This is a genomic window from Streptomyces sp. NPDC059582 (genome assembly GCF_042735715.1).
GTDB lineage: Bacteria > Actinomycetota > Actinomycetes > Streptomycetales > Streptomycetaceae > Streptomyces.
Map to the genome: position 1 here is coordinate 313,079 of NZ_JBHWCC010000003.1, position 19,323 is coordinate 332,401.

A 19,323-nucleotide genomic window follows, 5' to 3' on the forward strand; every position below is an offset into this window, starting at 1 on the left:
GGCTCCATCCGAAAGAGAACCACCGTGCCCCACTTCTCCCCCGTCGGCTCCGTCCTCGTGGATCCGCGCACCGCCCGGGTCCACGAGGAAGGCTGGCAGTCCTGGAGCCCCAGCGGCGCCTACGCCCTCGGCACCGCCCCGTACCGGCCGGCCGACGACAACTGGGCGACCGTCTGCTACCGGCCCGGCCGCACCGTCCCCGCCGGCACCTTCCAGGGCGAGGGGCTGCTGGCGCTCGACCCCGGCGACGGCTCCCCGGTCCGGCTGTGGGCGGCGGCCGACCCGATCCACGAGGTGCCCTCCGTCCGGCTGACCGTGCGCGACGGGAACATCGCCGAGATCGGCGCCGACGGACCGGTGAAGGAGTGGTCGGGGCCGGACCTCCAGTCGGCGCTGGCCCACTGGGCCGACGCCCTCGGGCTGCCGGCCCCGCGCAGGGCACCGACGGTCTGGTGTTCCTGGTACGAGTACTTCACGGCCGTCACCGAGGACGACATCCACGAGAACCTCCGCGCGATGGACACCCTCGACCTGCCGATCGACGTCGTCCAGATCGACGACGGCTACCAGCGCGCCCTCGGCGACTGGCTCGCCCTCTCCGGCCGCTTCCGCTCCCGCGGCGGCATCGCCGACGCCATCCGGGCGCGGGGCCGGCGCGCGGGCATCTGGACGGCGCCCTTCCTGGTCGACCCGCGCAGCGAGACGGCGGCCGAACACCCCGACTGGCTGGTCCGGGACACGGACGGCGCGCCCTTGCACGCCGGCCGTAACTGGGGCCACGACCTGTACGCCCTGGACACCACCCACCCCGGCGCGGCGGCCTACCTCACCGAGGTCTACGCCACCCTGCGCGCCGAGGGCTACGACTACTTCAAGACCGACTTCCTCTACGCGGGCGCCCTGGACGGCGTGCGCCACACCGCCACCGACGCCCTGACGGCGTACCGCGCGGGCGTCGCGCTGATCCGCGAGGCGATCGGCGCCGACGCCTACCTGCTCGGCTGCGGCGCCCCGATCCTGCCCTCCATCGGCCTGTTCGACGCCATGCGGGTCAGCCCCGACACGGCCCCGCACCGCCGCCCGGAGGCCGACGACCACAGCCAACCCGGCCAGGACCCGGCCGAGTTCACCGGCACCGCCCGCCAGTGGCAGCACGGGCGGCTGTGGGTCAACGATCCCGACTGTCTGATGGCCCGCCCCACCGTGGAGACCCGGGAACGCTGGGCCGCACACGTGGAGGCCACCGGCGGACTGATGGCCTCCAGCGACCGTCTGCTGTCGCTCGACCAGTGGGGCGTGGACACCACGCGCCGCCTCCTGACGGGAGCCGCCCGATGAACCGCACCCTCTCCGTCCCCGGCATCGTCTACGGCGGCGACTACAACCCAGAGCAGTGGCCCGAGGAGGTCTGGGCCGAGGACATGCGTCTGATGCGCGAGGCCGGGGTCACCATGGTCAGCGTCGGCATCTTCTCCTGGGCGCTGCTCGAACCCTCCGAGGGCGCCTACGACTTCTCGCGCCTGGACCGGATCCTCGGCCTGCTGCACGAGAACGGCATCGCCGCCGACCTCGCCACGCCCACCGCGGCCCCGCCCGCCTGGTTCTTCCGCGCCCACCCCGAGTCGCTCCCGGTGGACCGGGACGGCCGCACCCTGTCGTACGGCAGCCGCCAGACGTTCTGCCCGAGCAGCCCCGCGTACCGCACCGCCGCCCTGCGCGTCGCGGGCGCGCTGGCCGAGCGGTACGCCGGTCACCCGGCCGTCGCCATGTGGCACGTGCACAACGAGTACGGCTGCCACAACGCGGCCTGCTACTGCGACACCAGCGCGCAGGCGTTCCGCCGCTGGCTGCGGGCGCGCTACGGCGACGACCTGGCGGTCCTCAACCACGCCTGGGGCACGACGTTCTGGAGCCAGTGGTACTACGACTGGGCCGAGATCCTGCCGCCGCGCGCCACCGGTGCCGTGCCCAACCCGAGCCAGCAGCTGGACTGGCGCCGGTTCTGCTCGGACGAACTGCTGTCGCTGTACACGGCGGAACGGGACGTCCTGCGCGCGGCCGCGCCGGACACCCCGGCCACCACCAACTTCATGGTGATGGAGAGCTTCGACGCCCTCGACTACTGGCGCTGGGCCCCGGAGCTGGACCTCGTCTCCAACGACCACTACCTCCAGTCCGCCGACCCCGAGTCCGAGATCGACATCGCGCTCTGCGGCGACCTGACGCGCTCCCTCGCGGGCGGCCCCTGGCTGCTGATGGAGCACTCCACCGGTGCCGTGAACTGGCAGCCGGTCAACCGCGCGAAGGGGCCCGGCGAGCTGCGCCGCAACGCCCTCGCCCATGTGGCGCACGGCGCGGACGGCATCGCGTACTTCCAGTGGCGGGCGGCGAAGGCGGGTGCCGAGCAGTGGCACTCGGCGATGCTGCCGCACGCGGGCACCGACAGCCGGATCTGGCAGGACGTGGTCCGCCTGGGCGCGGACCTCAAGGCCCTGGCAGAGGTGCGCGGCAGCACCGGCACGGCCGAGGTCGCGATCGTCTGGGACTGGAACGCCCGCTGGGCCCTGGAGCTGCCCTCGCAGCCGAGCGGCGAACTGCGCTACCTGGACCTGGTGCGCTCCTGGTACGCGCCGCTGTGGCGGGCCGGGGTCGCGGTCGACTTCGTCCGGCCGGACGCGGACCTCCGCGCGTACCGTCTGGTCCTGGCGCCGAGCCTGTACCTGGTCGACGACGCGGGCGCGGCGAACCTCACCGGGTACGCCGAGCGTGGCGGCACGCTGGCCGTCGGTTTCCACAGCGGGACGGTGGACGACAACTGCCATGTGCGGCTGGGCGGTTACCCCGGGGCGTTCCGGGAGGCGCTGGGCGTGCGCACGGACGAGCTGTTCCCGCTGCTGCCCGGCGAGACGGTGGGCCTGAGCGGCGGCGGCACGGCCTCGCTGTGGTCGGAGCGGGTGCGCCCGGCGGGTGCCGAGACGGTCACCTCGTACACGGACGGCCCGCTGAGCGGCGTGCCGGCGGTGACCCGGCACGCGTACGGCACGGGCAGCGCCTGGTATCTGGCCACACGGCCCGACCCGGACACGCTCGCCGCGCTCCTCGACCGGATCCGCGCCGAGGCGGGCGTCGCACCGGTCCGTACGGCGCCGCCCGGCGTCGAGGTGGTCCGGCGCCGGGGCGCCGACGCGGACTACCTGTTCCTGATCGACCACTCCGGAAAGGGCGCGGAGGTCACCGTCGCGGACGGCGCGGTGGAGCTCCTCACCGGCAAGGACCTCACCGCCTCGGTGACGGTCCCGCCGGGCGAGGTCGCCGTCGTACGGGAGCCGCGGGACCGGTGAGCCCGGCCCCGGACGGGCCGCGGACCGGACACCGGTTCCGGCACGGCTCGTCCGGGGCGCGGTGCCCATCGCGGACGGTCTACGGACTGCCCGTCGCGCGGGGTCCGCGGACTGCCCGTCCCGCGCCGATCCACGGGCTGCCCGCCCGTCGCGGGTCCGCGGGCTGCCCGTCCAGCGCGGGTCCGCGGACTGCCCGCCCGTCGCGGGTCCGCGGACTGCCCGCCCGTCGCGGGTCCGTGTGCTGCCCGCCCGTCGCGGGTGTGCGGGCTGCCCGTCCCGCGCCGATCCACGGGCTGCCCGTCCAGCGCGGGTCCGCCGACTGTCCGTCCCGCGCGGGTCCGCGGGCTGCCCGCCCATCGCGGGTCCGCGGACTGCCCGTCCCGCGCGGGTCCGTGTGCTGCCCGTCCCGCGCCGATCCACGGGCTGCCCGCCCAGCGCGGGTCCGCGGACTGTCCGTCCCGCGCGGGTCCGCGGGCTGCCCGCCCATCGCGGGTCCGCGGACTGCCCGCCCGTCGCGGGTGTGCGGGCTGCCCGCCCCGCGCCGATCCACGGGCTGCCCGCCCAGCGCGGGTCCGCGGACTGCCCGTCCCGCGCCGATCCGCGGACTGCCCGCCCCGCGCCGGTCCCCTAGCGGACGACCAGCCGGTGCGGCTGCGCCGGCACCAGTTCCCCGATGACCGGAGCGCCCGGCACCTCCCCGGCGACGAGCAGGCCCCCGGAGGTCTGGGCGTCGGCGAGGAGCAGCCGGGTCAGCTCGTCGGTGCCGCCGAAGTCCGTGTGCGGGGCGACCCATTCGAGGTTGCGGCGGGTTCCGCCGCTGATGTGCCCGGCGCGGGCGGCCTCCCAGGCGCCGTCGAGGTAGGGGACCGCGGCGGAGTCGACGACGGCGGTCACCCCCGAAGCCCGGGCCAGCTTGAACAGGTGCCCCAGCAGGCCGAATCCGGTGACGTCGGTGGCGCAGACCGCGCCCGCCGTCAGCGCGGCCCGCGCCGCGTCGCGGTTGAGCGCGACCATCGTCCGAACGGCCTGCGGGAAGACCTCGCCGGTCGTCTTGTGCCGGTTGTTGAGCACGCCCAGGCCCAGCGGCTTGGTCAGCGACAGCGGCATCCCCGGCCGCCCCGCGTCGTTGCGCAGCAGCCGGTCCGGATCGACCGTTCCGGTCACCGCCATGCCGTACTTGGGTTCCGGGTCGTCCACGGTGTGACCGCCCGCCACCACGCAGCCCGCCGACGCGGCGACGTCCAGTCCGCCCCGCAGCACCTCCCTCGCCAGATCGAACGGCAGCACGTCGCGGGGCCAGCACAGGAGGTTGACCGCGACGAGCGGGGTCCCGCCCATGGCGTAGACGTCGGAGAGCGCGTTGGCGGCGGCGATACGGCCCCAGTCGTACGGGTCGTCGACCACGGGCGTGAAGAAGTCGGCGGTGGCGACGGCGGCGAGCGCGCCGGGTCCGCCCGGCAGCCGGACGACCGCCGCGTCGTCACCGTGGTCGAGGCCCACGAGCAGATCACCGGCGAGCGCGCCGCCCCCTCCCGGGGTCGTCAGACCGGCCACGATCTCCTCGAGTTCGCCGGGGGGAATCTTGCAGGCGCAGCCGCCACCGTGGGCGTAGTGCGTGAGCCGCACCGATTCCCGCTGGTCTGCCTGCTGGACGCCGGTCCGGATAGCCGTCATGGCGGTATCAGTCCTTACAAGTGGGGGGAGCGCCGTGTGGCGCGTTGACTCGTACGGGAGGCGAGGGTTCGATGGCGCGCAGGTCCGGGCCGTCGGCATCGACGGCCCGCGGGGAGACGTAAAGGTGCCTGGTGGCCCTCCCGGTCTTCAAAACCGAGGTGTCCGAGCAACTCGGGCAGGCGGGTTCGATTCCCGTCCGTCTCCGCCGAGCGGCGCGGCGCGTCATCGCGCGTCCAGGTCGGCGGTGCGGCAGCGGCGCAGAACGCCGTCCACGCGGACGGTGCGGCCGTGCCGGTCCAGATACTCCAGCAGCGGGATGACGACCCGGCGCGTGGTGTCCAGCGCACGGCGCGCCTGGCTCGCCGTGAACGGCTGCTCCAGCCGCGCGAGGACCGCCGCGGCCTGCGCGTCCGCCCCCGGCAGCAGCACGATGCCCTTGTCGATCCGCAGCAGGGCTCCCGCGGCCTCGGCGGCCGCCAACAGCTTCGGGGAGAGGCCGAGTTCGTGCAGCCGCTCGGCCTCCGGCGCGCGGAACGGCTCACGGGCGAGATCCGCGCGTACGGCCTCGACGGCGGCCTCCGCCCGCGGCGGGAGCGTGGGACGGGCGTGGCTGCCGTAGAGGCGGCCCTCGTTGTGCCGCAGCCCGGGCGACTGCGCCCTCAGCGCGTCGACCAGGCCGCGCTCCGGCAGTCCGAGCGCCTGGCGGGCCGCCTCCAGGGGCAGGCCGGGCTCCAGGGGGTTGCGGGCGGCGTGCTCCTCGACCGCGTCGCTCAGGCGCTCGCGCAGGGCCGCCCAGTGGGCCGGGTCCGCCAGCCAGTCCCCGGCGACCGGCTCGGCCGGCGGCCGTACGCCCATGGCGAGCAGCTCCGAGCGGCGGATCAGACCGCGCCGGCGCAGTTCCTCGGCCCCGTCGGCGGGTCCCGGCGTCGTCCGCAGCTCCCGGTCCCGGGCCGCCGCCGCGCCGCGCCGGACCAGCCGGGGCGGACGGACGTCGAGCACGGTGATCCCCGCCGGGACGCGGTGCCGGCCGGGGTCGCGCAGCAGCGCGCCGTCGCCGACGCGCAGCGGGAGCGGCGCGGCCAGCCGCAGGCGCGCGGTGTCCTCGCCGAGGGGACGGACCGTCACCGGCACCGCCGCGGAGCCCGCGTGCAGCGTGAGCTCACGCGGCAGATCACCGGCCGCGTCGCCGCGCAGCCGTACGTCCACGGTGTCGGTGGTCAGCCACCGGTCCGGGGTGAGCAACGCGTCACCGCGGGTCAGGCCCCCGGCGCCCGGTCCGGTCACGTTGACCGCCACCCGGGAGACCGCGCCGGCCTCCTGCCGTGGCTCCTTGAGGCACTCCAGCCCGCGTACCCGCAGCATCGCGCCGTCACGCGAGAGCCGCAGCCGGTCGCCGACGCGCAGGGTGCCCGCGCCGAGGGTGCCGGTGACGACCGTGCCGTGGCCGCGCACCGTGAACGCGCGGTCCACCCACAGCCGTACGTCGGCGGCGCGGTCGGCGGCGGGCAGTGCGCCGGTCAGCCGGACCAGGGCCGCGCGCAGCGCGTCGAGACCGACGCCGGTCACCGCGCTGACGGCCACGCTCGGCAGCTCCCCGAGCGAGGTCCCGGCGATGCGGCGGCGCGCCTGTGCGCGGGCCTCATCCGGCTCGGCGAGGTCGCAGCGGGTGACGGCGAGCACGCCGTGCCGCACCCCGAGCGCGTCCAGGACGGACAGGTGCTCCTCGGACTGCGGTTGCCAGCCCTGGTCGGCGGCGACGACGAAGAGGACGGCGGGCACCGGGCCGACCCCGGCCAGCATGTTGCCCACGAGGCGTTCGTGCCCCGGTACGTCCACGAAGGCCAGGTCACCCGCCCCGGGCAGCCGCGTCCACACGAAGCCCAGGTCCAGCGTCATGCCCCGGCGCCGCTCCTGCTCCCAGCGGTCGGGCTCCATGCCCGTCAGGGCGCGCAGCAGCGCGGACTTGCCGTGGTCCACGTGCCCCGCCGTGGCGATGACGTGCACGGTCAGCTCCCCGTTCCCGGCCCGGCCGCCTCCCGCCGGAAGCCCGCCCGGCGGACCGCCCGCGCCAGTGCCGGGTCGGCGTCCGCCGGCACCGCCCGCAGGTCGAGCAGGCAGCGGCCGTCCTCGACGCGGGCCATCACCGCGGGTTCCGCGGCACGCAGCAGGGGCGCGTACCCGGCGGGCAGCGAGACCGCGGCGCTCGGCAGCGTCACCCCCGGCGCGCCGCCGCCGCCGACCACCGCCTCGGTGTCGACGGCACGGCTGTCGTGCCCGTCCGCGCGCAGCTTCCCGGCGAGCCGCTCGGCGCGCCGCCGTAGCTCGGCCGGGTCGGCGCGCAGCGCGGTCACCGTCGGCGGGACGGGGCCGCGCACCGTCGCCTCCAGGGCGGCGAGGGTCAGCTTGTCCACGCGCAGGGCGCGCGCCAGCGGATGCCGGGCCAGCCGCCGCACCAGCTCGGCGCTGCCCAGCACGAGCCCGCACTGCGGTCCGCCGAGCAGCTTGTCGCCGCTCGCGGTGACCAGGGACGCCCCGGCGCGCAGCCAGGTCGTCGCGTCGGGCTCCGCGGGCAGCGCGGGCTCCGGGGTGAGCAGGCCCGAGCCGATGTCCGCCACCACGGGCACGCCGAGCGCGGCCAGTTCGGCGACCGATGCCTCCCGGGTGAAGCCGGTGACACGGAAGTTGGAGGGATGGACCTTCAGGACGAACCCGGTGTCCGGGCCCACGGCCGCCGCGTAGTCGGCGGGAGTGGTGCGGTTGGTGGTGCCTACCTCGCGCAGTCGGGCACCGGTCGAGACCAGCAGGTCGGGCAGGCGGAAACCGTCCCCGATCTCCACCATCTCGCCGCGGCTGACGATGATCTCCCGCCTCTGGGCGAGCGCGGTGGCGGCCAGCACGAGCGCCGCCGCGCCGTTGTTGACCACGTGGGCGGCCTCGGCGGCCGGTACGGCGCGCAACAGGGCGTCGAGCGCGGACCGGCCCCGCCGGGAACGCGCTCCGGTGCTGAGGTCCAGCTCCACGTCCGTGGTGCCGGAGGCGGCCAGCACGGCGTCGCGGGCCGCCGCCGAGAGCGCGGCCCGGCCCAGGTTGGTGTGGAGCAGGACACCGGTGGCGTTGATCACCGGGCGAAGGGCGGACGCGGTGGCCGGCAGCGCGGCGACGGCACGGTCGGTGATCTCTCCGACGGCCACCTCGCCCGTCCGTGCCTGTGCCTGCACCTCGGCGACCACGTCCTTGACCAGCGCGCGTCCCAGCCGGCGGGCCGCCGCGTCGAGCCGGGGATCGGCCAGCAGCACATCGGTACGTGGCAGCAGCCGCCGCTCGTCGACGGGCGGGGCGGCGTCCGCGGCGGAGAGGTGGTCGCGGTCCATCTCGGGCACCCTCGTTCTGGCCTGGCCGGCTGAAACCCCTGTCAGGCTACGGCGGCCCCGGCCGCCCGGCATCCGCGCCACACCGCGGGCGCCGGCGAGGTCAGCCGGGCGGCCGCCGGAACGAGGTCACTGCCCGTCGAGCCCCTCTCCCCGCTCCCTTTCCGGCCCCGCTCCGTGCGTCTTGTCCTGCGTCTTGTCCTGCGTCTTGTCCTGCGTCTTTTCCCGTGTCTCCTGCTGCTCCAGCTGCTCCTGCTGCTCTCTGCGGCGGGCGTCGAGGCGTTCGCGCTGTGGCTTCACCACGTAGATCGGGTCCTTCGTGGACGCCACGCCCGCCTCGAAGGTCCCGAACCGCTGGAACGCGCTGCCCGCGAGCAGGGCCAGGCCGCCGAGCACGGCGACGGCGCGGCTGCGCCGGGCGAAGGTGAGTGCGGCGACCGCGCCGCCGAGAGTGAGGTACTCCGAGGCCTTGCGCATCCTGTGCGCGGTGCCCTGGGTGAACGTCGAGGTCTCGAACTTCGGTTTGTGGTCGATGCGGTGGGCCGCCACGATCTCGACGGTGGCGCCGATGAGAGCCAGCCGGCGGGCCGGGCCCGCCTCCTCGACCGGCGCGCAGATCATCGCCAGGCCGGCGCCGCTGGCGGCGGCGGAACCCGTGAAGACGAACGGCAGTTCCTCGTGAGCCTCGTGCCAGGCGGGCACCGCGGTCTGGGAGAGCAGGACGGCCGTGTAGGAGGCCAGCGCGGGGGCGACCACGGCCGCGGAGAGGCCGCTCAGCCGGGCCACCCACTTCAGGGCGGTGTCGACGGTGCCCGGGGTGCGCCAGGACCGCGGCAGGAGTTCGACCAGGCCGGCCAGGGAGCTGCCGGGTCCGTAGGAGAGCAGGATCCAGGTCCCCATGGACATCGGGGAGGTCGGCTTGGCCACCCGCATCATGTGGTGGAAGCGCAGCGGTCGGCCGAGGTCCCCGATGAGCAGGTAGCTGCTGGCGAGCAGCGCCCCGAATCCGCCGACGCGGCAGGAGCGGCACAGGTTCGGCCGCCCGGTCAGGTCGGCGCCCGCCGCGAGCAGGGCGGCGCCCGCGGAGAGTCCGCCGGTGAGGAGGTAGGCGGGAACCATCCACTCCCAGACCGGCGGCTTGAGCACGGGGCGCCCGTAGTACGACTGGAACTCCGCGCGGGGGACCATCGACTCCTCGCCCCCGCCGCCCTTGCCGCCCTTGCCGCTCCTGCCGCCCTTGTGGCCGGTTGCGTCCTCGCCGCCGGTGCCGGTCGCGGCGCCGGTATCACTCGTGCCGCCGGTGCCGCTCGCGGAGAACGTGGCCTCGGAGTCGGCGGCGCCCGCGGCGCCCTGCGGCTCGCGGCGCGTGCCGTCGTCCTCGGTCATCGAGATCCTCCCTTGACGAACACGGCGGCGGAAGCGGCCAGCATGGCCCCCGCGGCCACCGCCGCGTGCTTCCACATGGAGCTCAGATCCCGGGTGGTGACGATCGGGTCCGGCGGCAGTCCGTAGACCTCCGGCTCGTCGAGGAGCAGGAAGAAGGCGCCGTCGCCGCCGACTCCGTCGTCGGGGTCGCGGCCGTAGAGCTGGGCCTCGGTCACCCCCGCCGCGTGGAGCTGTTCGAGGCGGCGGTCCGCCCGCTCCCGCAGTTCGTCGAGCACACCGAACTGGATGGAGTCGGTCGGGCAGGCCTTCGCGCAGGCCGGCTCCATACCGCCCTTGAGCCGGTCGTAGCACAGGGTGCACTTCCAGGCCCGGCCGTCGTCGGGGCGCCGGTCGATGACGCCGTAGGGGCAGCCGGAGACGCAGTAGCCGCAGCCGTTGCAGATGTCGGGCTGGACCACGACGCTGCCGAACTCGGTGCGGAACAGCGCGCCGGTGGGGCAGACGTCGAGGCAGCCGGCGTGGGTGCAGTGCTTGCACACGTCGGAGGACATCAGCCAGCGGAAGTCCGTGCGGCTCTCCTCGCCGCTCGTCGCGCCGGGCAGATCGAAGCTGGGGAAGCCCAGGTCGACCGGCTCGGTGCCCAGTTCACCACCGGCCCGGTGGCCCACCTCGCGCAGCGCCTCCGACACCACCTCGGTCGTCGTCCCGGTGCCGGACGGCCCGGTGGGCAGCCCGGTCAGGCCGGAGTCCTGGTCGCCCAGTTGCCGGTCCTGCTCGATGAAGGCGACGTGCCGCCAGGTGCTGGCGCCGAGCGAGCCGGTGTTGTCGTAGGACATGCCCAGCAGGTCGATGCCGTCCGTCGGCACACCGTTCCACTCCTTGCAGGCGACCTCGCACGCTTTGCAGCCGATGCAGACGGAGGTGTCGGTGAAGAAGCCGACCCTGGGCGGGTGGTCCTCGGGGTGGCCGGCGTCCGCGGCCGGGTCCGCCAGCGGGCCGAAGAGGCTGTTCTCGTGCTCGGTCATGAGGAGTCCTCCGACCCGTCTGTGGTGGCCGGGCGGTCGGCGGCGGCCGGGCCGTCCGTCTCGCCCGGCGCCCGGCGGTGGCCGTCGGCCGTGAGCTCGTGGGTGCCGGTGTCCAGGGTGATCCCGGCGCGACGCCGGTAGTCCGCGACGTACGCCAGGAGATCGGGACCGCGCGGGCGCCGTCCGGGGCGGATGTCGCAGGTGAGCACCTTGCTCTCCTGGATCAGCACGTTGGCGTCGGCGACCACGCCGATCAGGTCGTTGACCACGTCGCCGGTGGTGAGCCCGGTGCCGCCCCAGTGGTAGGGCATCCAGAGCTGGTGCACCCGGCGGCCTTCGAGGCGCAGCGGGGCCAGCCGGTCGGTGACGACCACCTTGGCCTCCACCGCGGTACGGCTGGTGATCACGTGCGCCCAGTCCATGTGGTGCAGGCCGCGTTCGGCGGCGAGTTCCGGGGACACCTCCACGGTCAGCCCGGGCTGGAGCTCGGAGAGGTAGGGCAGCTGGCGGCTCATCGCGCCCGCCGTGTGGTGCTCGGTGAGCCGGGAGGCGGTGAACACGAACGGGAAGACGTCGCCGTGTTCCTGCGGCGGCGAGGGGTTGTAGGGGTTGTCGTGCCGTGCGTAGATCATCCGGGTCGGGTTGGACTGCTGGACGTAGAGCGGGTTGCGCACGGGGGATTCTTCGGGCTCGTAGTGCGTCGGCAGGGGCCCGTCGACCAGGCCGGTCGGCGAGTACAGCGCCGCCTTGCCGTCGCCCATCATGATGAACGCGTCGTCCCCGGCCAGGGCGTCCGGACCGGTCGCGCCCGGCGGCGGCTGGTAGTGCGGCGGCTTGTGCCGCTGGAAGTCGGGGGCGTCCTCGCCGGTCCACTCGCCGCGTTCCTCGTCCCACCAGACGAGGGCCTTGCGCTCGCTCCACGGCCGTCCGTCGGGGTCGGCGGACGCCCTGTTGTAGAGGACCCTCCGGTTCAGCGGCCACACGAAGCCCCACTGGCCCTCGGCGGCCGGGTGCTCGAAGCGCGAGTTGCGGCGCCGTGCGTGGTTGATCTCGTTCGCGTAGACACCGCTGTAGATCCAGCAGCCGCACGCGGTGCTTCCGTCGGCCTTGAGGTCCTCGTAGCCGCTGACGGTGCGTCCGGTGCGCAGGTCGATGCCGTTGATGTGGCGCAGGACGTCCGCCGCGGAGGGCTCGTCCCCCTCCTCCACCTCGTAGTCCCAGGCCAGTTCGAGGACGGGCCGGTCGCGTTCGTCCTGCGAGCCCTCAAGCTTCTCCCGGACGAGCCGGCCGAGGTGGTAGAAGAACCACAGGTCGGAGCGGCGGTCGCCGATCGGTTCGACGGCCTGGTCGCGCCATTGGATCATGCGCTGGGTCTGGGTGAAGGTGCCGGACTTCTCCACGTGCGAGGAGGCGGGGAAGAAGAACACCTCGGTCTTGCAGGTCTCGGTGGAGATCTCGCCCGTCTCGATCTCCGGCGCGTCCTTCCAGACGGTCGCGCTCTCGATCATCGCGAGATCACGTACGACCAGCCACTCCAGGTTGGCGATGCCGAGCCGTTGCAGCCGTCCGTTCGCGGAGCCCACCGCCGGGTTCTGCCCGACCAGGAAGAAGCCGTGGACGGTGCCGGCGATCATGTCCATCGCGGTGCGGTAGGTGCCGTGGTCGCCGTTGATGCGGGGCAGGTAGTCGTAGCAGAAGTCGTTCTCGGGGGTGGCCGCGTCGCCCCAGTACTCCTTCAGCAGGGAGACCATGTAGGCGTCGGCGTTCCCCCAGTAGCCCTTGCGCATCACATGGCGTACGTCGTCCAGGAACGTGGTCAGGCTGGTGTGGGTGACGTTGGGCATCGGAAGGTAGCCGGGCAGCAGGTTGTACAGGGTCGGGATGTCCGTGGAGCCCTGGATGCTGGCGTGGCCGCGCAGCGCGAAGATGCCGCCGCCGGGCCGCCCGAGGTTTCCCAGCAGCAGCTGGACGATGGAACCGGCCCGGATGTACTGCGCGCCGGTGGAGTGCTGCGTCCAGCCCACGCTGTAGACGAGGGCGGTGGTGCGCTCCCGGTTGGAGTTCTCGGTCCAGGCGCGGCACACGTCCAGGAACTGCCGCTGGGTGATGCCGCAGGTCCGCTCGACCATGTCCGGCGTGTACCGGGAGAAGTGCCGCTTGAGCACCTGGAGCACGCACCGCGGATGCTCCATGGTGGGGTCCGTCGCGATCCGCCCGGCCGTGCCGGGCAGTGCCTCGTGACCGCCGGCCGCCTGCGCGGGGGTCGCGGAGATGAGCGTGCTGCCCTGCCTGCCGTCGCCCTCGTCGACCTGGTAGGCCCAGCTGGTGCTGTCGTACTTGCCGGTCTGCGGGTTGTAGCCGCTGAACAGGCCGTCCAGGTCCTCGGTGTCCTCGAAGTCCTCGTTCACCAGGAACGTGGCGTTGGTGTACGCCCGCACGTACTCCTCGAAGTACAGGTCGTTGGAGAGGATGTGGTTGACGACGCCGCCGAGGAAGGCGATGTCGGTACCCACCCTGATCCGCACGTGCTGGTCGGCATGGGCGCTGGTCCGGGTGAACCGCGGGTCGATGTGGATCACCTTGGCACCGAGCGTCCTGGCCTCGGTGACCCACTGGAACGCGACCGGATGGGCTTCGGCCATGTTCGAGCCCATGATGACGATGCAGTCGGACCTCGTCAGGTTCTCCGGGTAGTCCGTGGCGCCGCCACGTCCGAGCGAGGTTCCCAGACCGGGAACGGTGGCGGAGTGTCAAATACGCGCCTGGTTCTCGATCTGCAGGGCACCGAGGGCGGTGAACAACTTCTTGATCAGGTAGTTCTCCTCGTTGTCCAGCGCCGCGCCGCCCAGGCTCGCGAAGCCCATGGTGCGGCGGAGCGGGTTGCCCTGCTCGTCGGCGTCCTGCCAGCCCTTGCGCCGGGCGTCCAGCACCCGGTCGGCCACCATGTCCATGGCCGTCTCCAGGTCCAGGTCCTGCCACTCGGTGGCGTACGGAGCCCGGTAGCGCACCTTCTGCTCACGCTGCGGCCCGGTGACGAGCTGTTTGCTGGAGGACCCCTTGGGGCACAGCCGGCCGCGGGAGACCGGGCTGTCCGGGTTGCCCTCGATCTGGGTGACCTTCTCGTCCTTGACGTAGACGCGCTGTGCGCAGCCCACGGCGCAGTAGGGGCACACGGAGTGGACGACCCGGTCGGCTTCCGCCGTGCGGGGCTTCAGCGTCCTCGACCTCTTGGACTCGACCGCCTTGCCGCGGCCCAGCGGGTCGGCTCCGGTGATCTGGCGGTACACGGGCCACAGCTCCAGCCAGCGTTCGACGCCCATCCGCCCGCTCCTTCGCGCAAGGGCCCCCACCTCCCTTCCGACGCTACCGGCTGGGGGACCCACCGCAAGTTCAGGACACCGCGGACCAGGACCGGCCCGGCCTCCCGGGGGCGAGTGTCCGCACGGCGTCGACCAGCAGCCCGGCCGCCCGGTCCACGTCCGCCGCGGTCGTCCAGCGGCCCGCCGACAGCCGTACGGCGGCCAGCGCCCGGGCGTCGTCGAAGCCCATCGCGTGGAGCACCGGCGACGGCGTGTGGGATCCGCTGTGGCACGCCGAGCCGGTGGAGGCCGCGAGGCCCGGCACGGCGGCCAGCAGCTCGTGCCCCGTGGTGCCCTCGATGCTGACGTTCAGGGTGCCGGGCAGCCGGCGGTCGCAGCCGTTCAGGCGCACCTGCCCGGGAAGCTCCTCGGTGAGCCGTCGGTGCAGGCGGTCGCGCAGCTCCTCGACGCGCCGTGGGCCACCGTCCGCGAGCTCCGCGGCGGCGAGTTCGGCGGCGGTGCCCAGCGCCACGGCGAGGGCGACGCTTTCGGTGCCGGCGCGCAGGCCGCCCTCCTGGCCGCCGCCGTACACCAGCGGTTCGAGGCGGACGCCCGCACGCACCCACAGCGCGGCGACGCCTTTCGGGGCGTACATCTTGTGACCCACCACGGTCAGCAGGTCCGCGCCGAGCGCATGGGCGTCCACCGGGACCTTCCCGACCGCCTGGGCCGCGTCGCAGTGGAAGAGGGCGCCCTGATCGTGGGCGAGGCGGGCCAGCTCGGCCACGGGTTGCAGCGTGCCGGTCTCGTTGTTGGCGGCCATGACGGAGACCACGGCCGTCCGGTCGTCCAGCGCCGCGGCCAGGTCGGCGGGATCGACCAGGCCCCTGCCGTCGACGGGCAGACAGGTCACCTCCACCCCGTGCAGCCGGTGCAGGGCGCGGCAGGTCTCCAGCACGGCGGGGTGCTCGGTGACCTGTGTGACGATCCGCCGTCTGCCGTCGTCCGCGGCGAGCACGGCGCCGCGCAGCGCGAGGTTGTTCGCCTCCGAGCCGGACCCGGTGAAGACGATCTCCTCCGCGCCCGCGCCGACGAGCTCGGCGACCTGCCGACGGGCCCGGGCCAGCGCGGCCCGCGGCGCCTCGGCGTAGCCGTGTCCACTGGACGGATTGCCGAAGCCGCCGGTCAGGAAGGGCAGCATGGCCTCCACCACCCGGGGGTCGACCGGAGTGGTGGCGTTGTGGTCCAGGTAGACAGGACCGCCGTGATGGTCCGGGCCTGCCGGCATGTTCATGGGGCCCTGCGCCTTTCGTCGTCGACGGGGTGAGGGGGTGAGGGGCCGAGCCCCGGCGCCTACGCGGTCACCGGCAACCCGGCACGGCGCCGCCTCGCGGGGGCGGGCTGCCCTCACATGAAGTTGCGGGTGTGCAGGGCGGAGAGTGCGGCCGCCTCGTCGTCGGGGAAGCCCAGCCGCGACAGGCGGTGGCGGCGTCCCTCGTCCATCTCCTGTTGCAGGCGCCGTACCGCCCCCCAGCCCCGGGCGATCCCGGGCGGCTCCCACGATCCGGCGGCCAGCAGCACCAGGGCGTCGAAGACGTCCCGGTTCAGGCCCGCCGTCCCGATCAGCGCGTCGTGCCGGCGCTCCACCGCGGCCCGCAGCCGGCCGTGCAGCAGCGGGTCTACGCCCGCCCGGTGCTCCAGGTGCCCGAGCCCGAACGCCACGTGCCGCGCCTCGTCCTGGCGGACCAGGTGACTGATCCGGCGGGTGACCGGATCCGGCGCGTGCCGTTCCAGGAACGACAGGAGGTTGAGGAAGCTGCCCTCCCCGAGCACGGACAGCAGGAAGGACGCGATGGAGAAGTCCGGCTCGGTCAGCAGGGTCGCCAGCGACGCCCGGCCGCCCACCGACGACGTGCCCATCGCGCCCTGCCTGAGCAGGGCCCGGCGGGTGAAGACCTCCACGTGCCGGGCCTCGTCGGCGGCCTGCACCGCCAGGAGTTGCAGCACCTCACGGAAGTGCGGGTGCACCTGCGCCAGCAGCCGGCCGGGCACCACCAGCGCGGCCTGCTCGTTCTCCACCAGATACGTCATCACCTGGACGACGGCCGTCTCCACCTCGTCGGGCAGGGTGAAGTCGGCGGCCCAGTCCACCGCGCCCTGCGGGTCCCACTGCGCGGCGGCCGCCTGCCGGTAGAGGCGCGGCGCGAGGTCCGTCCACGCGACGTCCCGGTCGGCCACCGCGAACGGGACCTCGGGTCCGCCCGCCTCCACCAGCGCCCCGCGCGCCGCGAGGCCCCAGTGCAGCGGGGCCCGGCCGGCGATCTGCGTGGCCGAGGGACCACCGGCGCGTTCGGCACCGCGCAGGCGGGCCTTCGCGAGCGGCCCGGCCCGCACCCGCGCGACCACCGGCGTCTCCCGCGGGTCCGCGACCTCCAGCTCGTGACCCTCGTGGCGGCACCAGGCGGCCAGATGCGTCGGGAGCGCGGGATCCGTCCCGAGCACCTCGACCCGGCCGCCGGGCGGAGCCTGCCGCAGGGCGCGGCTCAGCAGCAGATGCGCGCCCTGCTCGAACCCGAGCCCGCCGAGGTCGACCGGCGGCGCGGGCGAGGTCATGGCCGGTAGTCGGCGGCGGTGATCCGGCCGCTCGGGTCGTAGAAGCCCGTGGCGTCGACGGCCGCGGTCAGCTGTCCGAAGCCGCTCTCACGCCCGGGCACCCACCGGGTGAGTCCCTCCAGGTCCAGCAGCCGGCGCACCTCCGGGTCGCTGTACGACATGGACAGCAGGAGCTGCGTGAACCGCTCGCCGAGCCCGGCGTCGAGGGACGGCCCCGCCGCCAGGACGCAGTGGTCGAAGGGGGCGGTGCGCGTCAGCAGCCGCGTGCCGCCGGGCGGCAGGGTGCCCTCCTGCCCGAACAGCAGGTGGTTGGCGTCGATCATGCAGGCCGCCGCCGCCTCGCCCGCCATCAGGGCGCGGGCGGCGTCGCGCTCGCCGCCGATGTGGTCGCCGTGCAGGCCGACTCCGGTGTCGTGGCGGCGGACCTCGAAGTCGGTGCCCGCGACCAGGCCGAGTTCGGCGAGGTGCTGCAACGGGATGAGGGTCGACTGGGGTGAGTCGACCGCGCCGACGGCGACCGTCGTGTCCTTGAGGTCGGCCGGTGAATGGATCGCGCTGTCGGCCCGGACGACGACCACCGAGGTCAGGTCGCGGTCGGTGTCGCGCATGACGAGCGGCCGCACCTCCGTCCCGGCCGCGCCGGCCAGCCTGCGGGTGCGCAGCCAGGCCAGCGGCGAGTGCCAGGCGGCGTCGATCCGCCCGTCGACCAGGTCCCGAGCCTGCCGCTCGTAGTGGGCGTACAGCACGAAGTCGAACGGGAGTTCCTGCGCGCGGAGCCAGGAGCGGAAGCCGGACCAGATGGTCACGACCTTGGGGTCGTAGGCGACGGCTCCGAGGACCAGGTCGTGCATCAGGCCTCCTCGAAGAGCGGCAGGCCCAGCTGCGCGCGACCGCAGAAGTCGTGCAGCGCCTCGGTGGTCGGTGCCATCACACGGGCCGCGAGGGCGTCGCGGAAGCGCCTCTCCACGCCCGTGTCCCGGCGGAAGGCGGCGCCGCCGCACAGCCGCATCGCGCCGTCCGCCACCTCGGCGGCGGTCTCGGCGGCGAGGGCCTTGATCTGCAGAACCCGTACCGTGGCCTCCGGACACCCGTCCTGCATCGCGGTCAGGGTCCCCTCCAGCATCGCGCGCAGCGCGTCGCCGCGCAGCCGCAGCCCGGCGAACTGGTTGCGGGCGACCGGCTGTTGGGCGAGCGTCTGGTCCAGGTGCTCGAGCCTGGTCTCCCGCAGATGCGTGGCGGTGAGGCCGAGCAGCGTTTCGGTCACGCCGAGCGAGAAGGCGGCGCTGAGTACGAGGAAGCACGGCAGCACCACTTCGAGTGCGGTGGCCAGCCCCTCCCCGTCGGTGCCCAGCAGCGCGGCCCGGGGGACGGAGACCGCTTTCGCGGACATGGGGCTGGAGGCGTTGCCGCGCAGCCCGAACCCGTCGTACTCACCGCGCACTTCGAGCCCGGCGCTGCCGCCGGGCACCAGCCACAGCGACATCGCGCCGTCCGCCTGAAGGGGCTTGCTCGACCACACGTAGCTGTCGGCCTCGCCCGCCGAGGTGACCCACGACTTCTTCGCGTCCAGGTGCGCCGTGTCCGGCCCCTCGGGGGTCGCGGTGCCCACCGGCGCCCAGAAGTGGCTGCGGGAGCCGCGCTCGGAGAACGCCAGCGTGCTCAGATGGCGGCCCGCGGCGATCTCGCGCCGGACGTCCTCGGGCGCGTGACGGTCGAGGACGGTCACGGCCGAGTAGTGCATGAGCAGCACCATGGCCGTCGATCCGCACACGCCCGCGAGCCGCTCGATCACCTGGGCGGCCTCGCGCAGTCCCGCGCCCGCGCCTCCGCTGTCGCGCGAGCTGAGCAGGCCCAGCAGTCCGGCCTCGCCCAGCGCCCGGACCCCCTCCCGGGGGAAGCGTCCGGCGCGGTCCACCTCGTCCGCGAGCGGCCCGATGATGTCACGGGCCGCGGCCTCCAACTCGTCGGACAGGAGGTACGGGGGTGCCGTCACGGACGTCTGCACGATTTCGCCCCTTGGTGTGGAGTTGCCCTTGAACATCCCTTGCGGTGCGTCAGTCAAGCACCCCGGTCGGCGTCAGGGTCGGCGCGCACGCCGTTGCGGCAAAGGAGTGATGATCGGGCGAATGGGACGGCACGCGGCAGGCGCGTCACACGCGGCCGGTCGACTCGCCCGCTCGCGGCCACGATCTGACCGGGCGTCAGGCCTGGTCCGACGGCCCGTCAACGGACGGGCGGCCCGCGCCGGGTGAGACGCGCGGCCTCGGCTGCCGCTCGCCGGCCTCGACCCGGCCGGCGTCTACCGGCACGGCGAACAGCGTTACTCCGGCGGCCACCTCACCGCCGTCGGCCTGCCCGTGCGGTGGACCGCCGAGCACGACGCCGGACTCGTCGTGCCGCGGCGCGCCTGACGCCGTCCGCTCCCCGTCCGGGTCGGCCCGACATCACGACGCCGTGGCGCGTAGCCGCGCCACGGCGTCTCGAAGTCTTGCCGAATCGGGCGCCCGACGGTGAGGCAGAACCAGAGTGCGGCCCAGCCCAAACACCAGGTTTGGTTGAAACCCGCCCCCTCGGCGCGGTCGTTGTTGCCGCCGACGCCGGCGTAGCCCACCACCAC

At 74.3% G+C, this 19,323-nt stretch carries 13 protein-coding genes and 1 tRNA gene; 4 read left to right on the top strand and 10 right to left on the bottom strand.

All coding sequences use genetic code 11. The features are described 5' to 3' along the window. Positions 1-24: 24 nt before the first annotated feature. Together ACFV0T_RS04985 and ACFV0T_RS04990 are read left to right on the top strand one after the other, a co-directional pair. Positions 25-1,338, top strand: coding sequence for a glycoside hydrolase family 36 protein (locus ACFV0T_RS04985; RefSeq protein ID WP_385774497.1), 1,314 nt, complete (start codon positions 25-27; stop codon positions 1,336-1,338). Continuing rightward, on the top strand, positions 1,335-3,341 hold the full coding sequence (locus ACFV0T_RS04990; protein ID WP_385774499.1) for a beta-galactosidase: 2,007 nt from the start codon (positions 1,335-1,337) through the stop codon (positions 3,339-3,341). Before ACFV0T_RS04985 ends, ACFV0T_RS04990 begins: the two co-directional genes overlap by 4 nt. A gap of 627 nt (positions 3,342-3,968) precedes the next feature. On the opposite strand, the gene selD is transcribed toward ACFV0T_RS04990, so the two are convergent. Next, positions 3,969-5,015 (bottom strand): selenide, water dikinase SelD, encoded by a 1,047-nt coding sequence (gene selD / locus ACFV0T_RS04995; RefSeq protein ID WP_385774501.1) that lies wholly within the window; start codon positions 5,013-5,015, stop codon positions 3,969-3,971. A 112-nt stretch (positions 5,016-5,127) separates the two neighbouring features. On the opposite strand from selD, the gene ACFV0T_RS05000 reads away from it, so the two are divergent. Then, positions 5,128-5,220, top strand: a tRNA-Sec gene (locus ACFV0T_RS05000). Between the two features lie 17 nt (positions 5,221-5,237). Here ACFV0T_RS05000 and ACFV0T_RS05005 read toward each other — a convergent pair. The 9 genes from ACFV0T_RS05005 to ACFV0T_RS05045 form a co-directional block, all read right to left on the bottom strand. After that, positions 5,238-7,019: a SelB C-terminal domain-containing protein gene (locus tag ACFV0T_RS05005; protein WP_385774503.1), complete on the bottom strand. Its 1,782-nt coding sequence runs from the start codon at positions 7,017-7,019 to the stop codon at positions 5,238-5,240. Positions 7,020-7,021: 2 nt separating this feature from the next. After that, positions 7,022-8,386: an L-seryl-tRNA(Sec) selenium transferase gene (gene selA, locus ACFV0T_RS05010; RefSeq protein ID WP_385774505.1), complete on the bottom strand. Its 1,365-nt coding sequence runs from the start codon at positions 8,384-8,386 to the stop codon at positions 7,022-7,024. 126 nt (positions 8,387-8,512) lie between these two features. Further along, the gene (nrfD, locus tag ACFV0T_RS05015; protein ID WP_385774507.1) at positions 8,513-9,769 is read right to left on the bottom strand and encodes an NrfD/PsrC family molybdoenzyme membrane anchor subunit; all 1,257 of its coding nucleotides are present in this window, start codon (positions 9,767-9,769) and stop codon (positions 8,513-8,515) included. After that, positions 9,766-10,794: a 4Fe-4S dicluster domain-containing protein gene (locus ACFV0T_RS05020; protein ID WP_385774509.1), complete on the bottom strand. Its 1,029-nt coding sequence runs from the start codon at positions 10,792-10,794 to the stop codon at positions 9,766-9,768. Before ACFV0T_RS05020 ends, nrfD begins: the two co-directional genes overlap by 4 nt. Next, positions 10,791-14,114 (bottom strand): formate dehydrogenase, encoded by a 3,324-nt coding sequence (fdh, locus tag ACFV0T_RS05025; RefSeq protein WP_385774511.1) that lies wholly within the window; start codon positions 14,112-14,114, stop codon positions 10,791-10,793. The genes ACFV0T_RS05020 and fdh overlap by 4 nt, the downstream gene beginning before the upstream one ends. A 70-nt stretch (positions 14,115-14,184) precedes the next feature. After that, the gene (locus tag ACFV0T_RS05030) at positions 14,185-15,387 is read right to left on the bottom strand and encodes a cysteine desulfurase family protein (RefSeq protein WP_385774513.1); all 1,203 of its coding nucleotides are present in this window, start codon (positions 15,385-15,387) and stop codon (positions 14,185-14,187) included. Between the two features lie 113 nt (positions 15,388-15,500). Next, positions 15,501-16,706 (bottom strand): ferritin-like domain-containing protein, encoded by a 1,206-nt coding sequence (locus ACFV0T_RS05035; protein WP_385774515.1) that lies wholly within the window; start codon positions 16,704-16,706, stop codon positions 15,501-15,503. Continuing rightward, the gene (locus tag ACFV0T_RS05040) at positions 16,703-17,557 is read right to left on the bottom strand and encodes a phosphate/phosphite/phosphonate ABC transporter substrate-binding protein (protein WP_385774517.1); all 855 of its coding nucleotides are present in this window, start codon (positions 17,555-17,557) and stop codon (positions 16,703-16,705) included. The genes ACFV0T_RS05035 and ACFV0T_RS05040 overlap by 4 nt, the downstream gene beginning before the upstream one ends. Beyond that, positions 17,557-18,711 (bottom strand): acyl-CoA dehydrogenase family protein, encoded by a 1,155-nt coding sequence (locus ACFV0T_RS05045; protein WP_385774519.1) that lies wholly within the window; start codon positions 18,709-18,711, stop codon positions 17,557-17,559. The genes ACFV0T_RS05040 and ACFV0T_RS05045 overlap by 1 nt, the downstream gene beginning before the upstream one ends. 262 nt (positions 18,712-18,973) lie before the next feature. On the opposite strand from ACFV0T_RS05045, the gene ACFV0T_RS05050 reads away from it, so the two are divergent. After that, on the top strand, positions 18,974-19,117 hold the full coding sequence (locus ACFV0T_RS05050) for a hypothetical protein (protein ID WP_385774550.1): 144 nt from the start codon (positions 18,974-18,976) through the stop codon (positions 19,115-19,117). Positions 19,118-19,323: the final 206 nt, after the last annotated feature.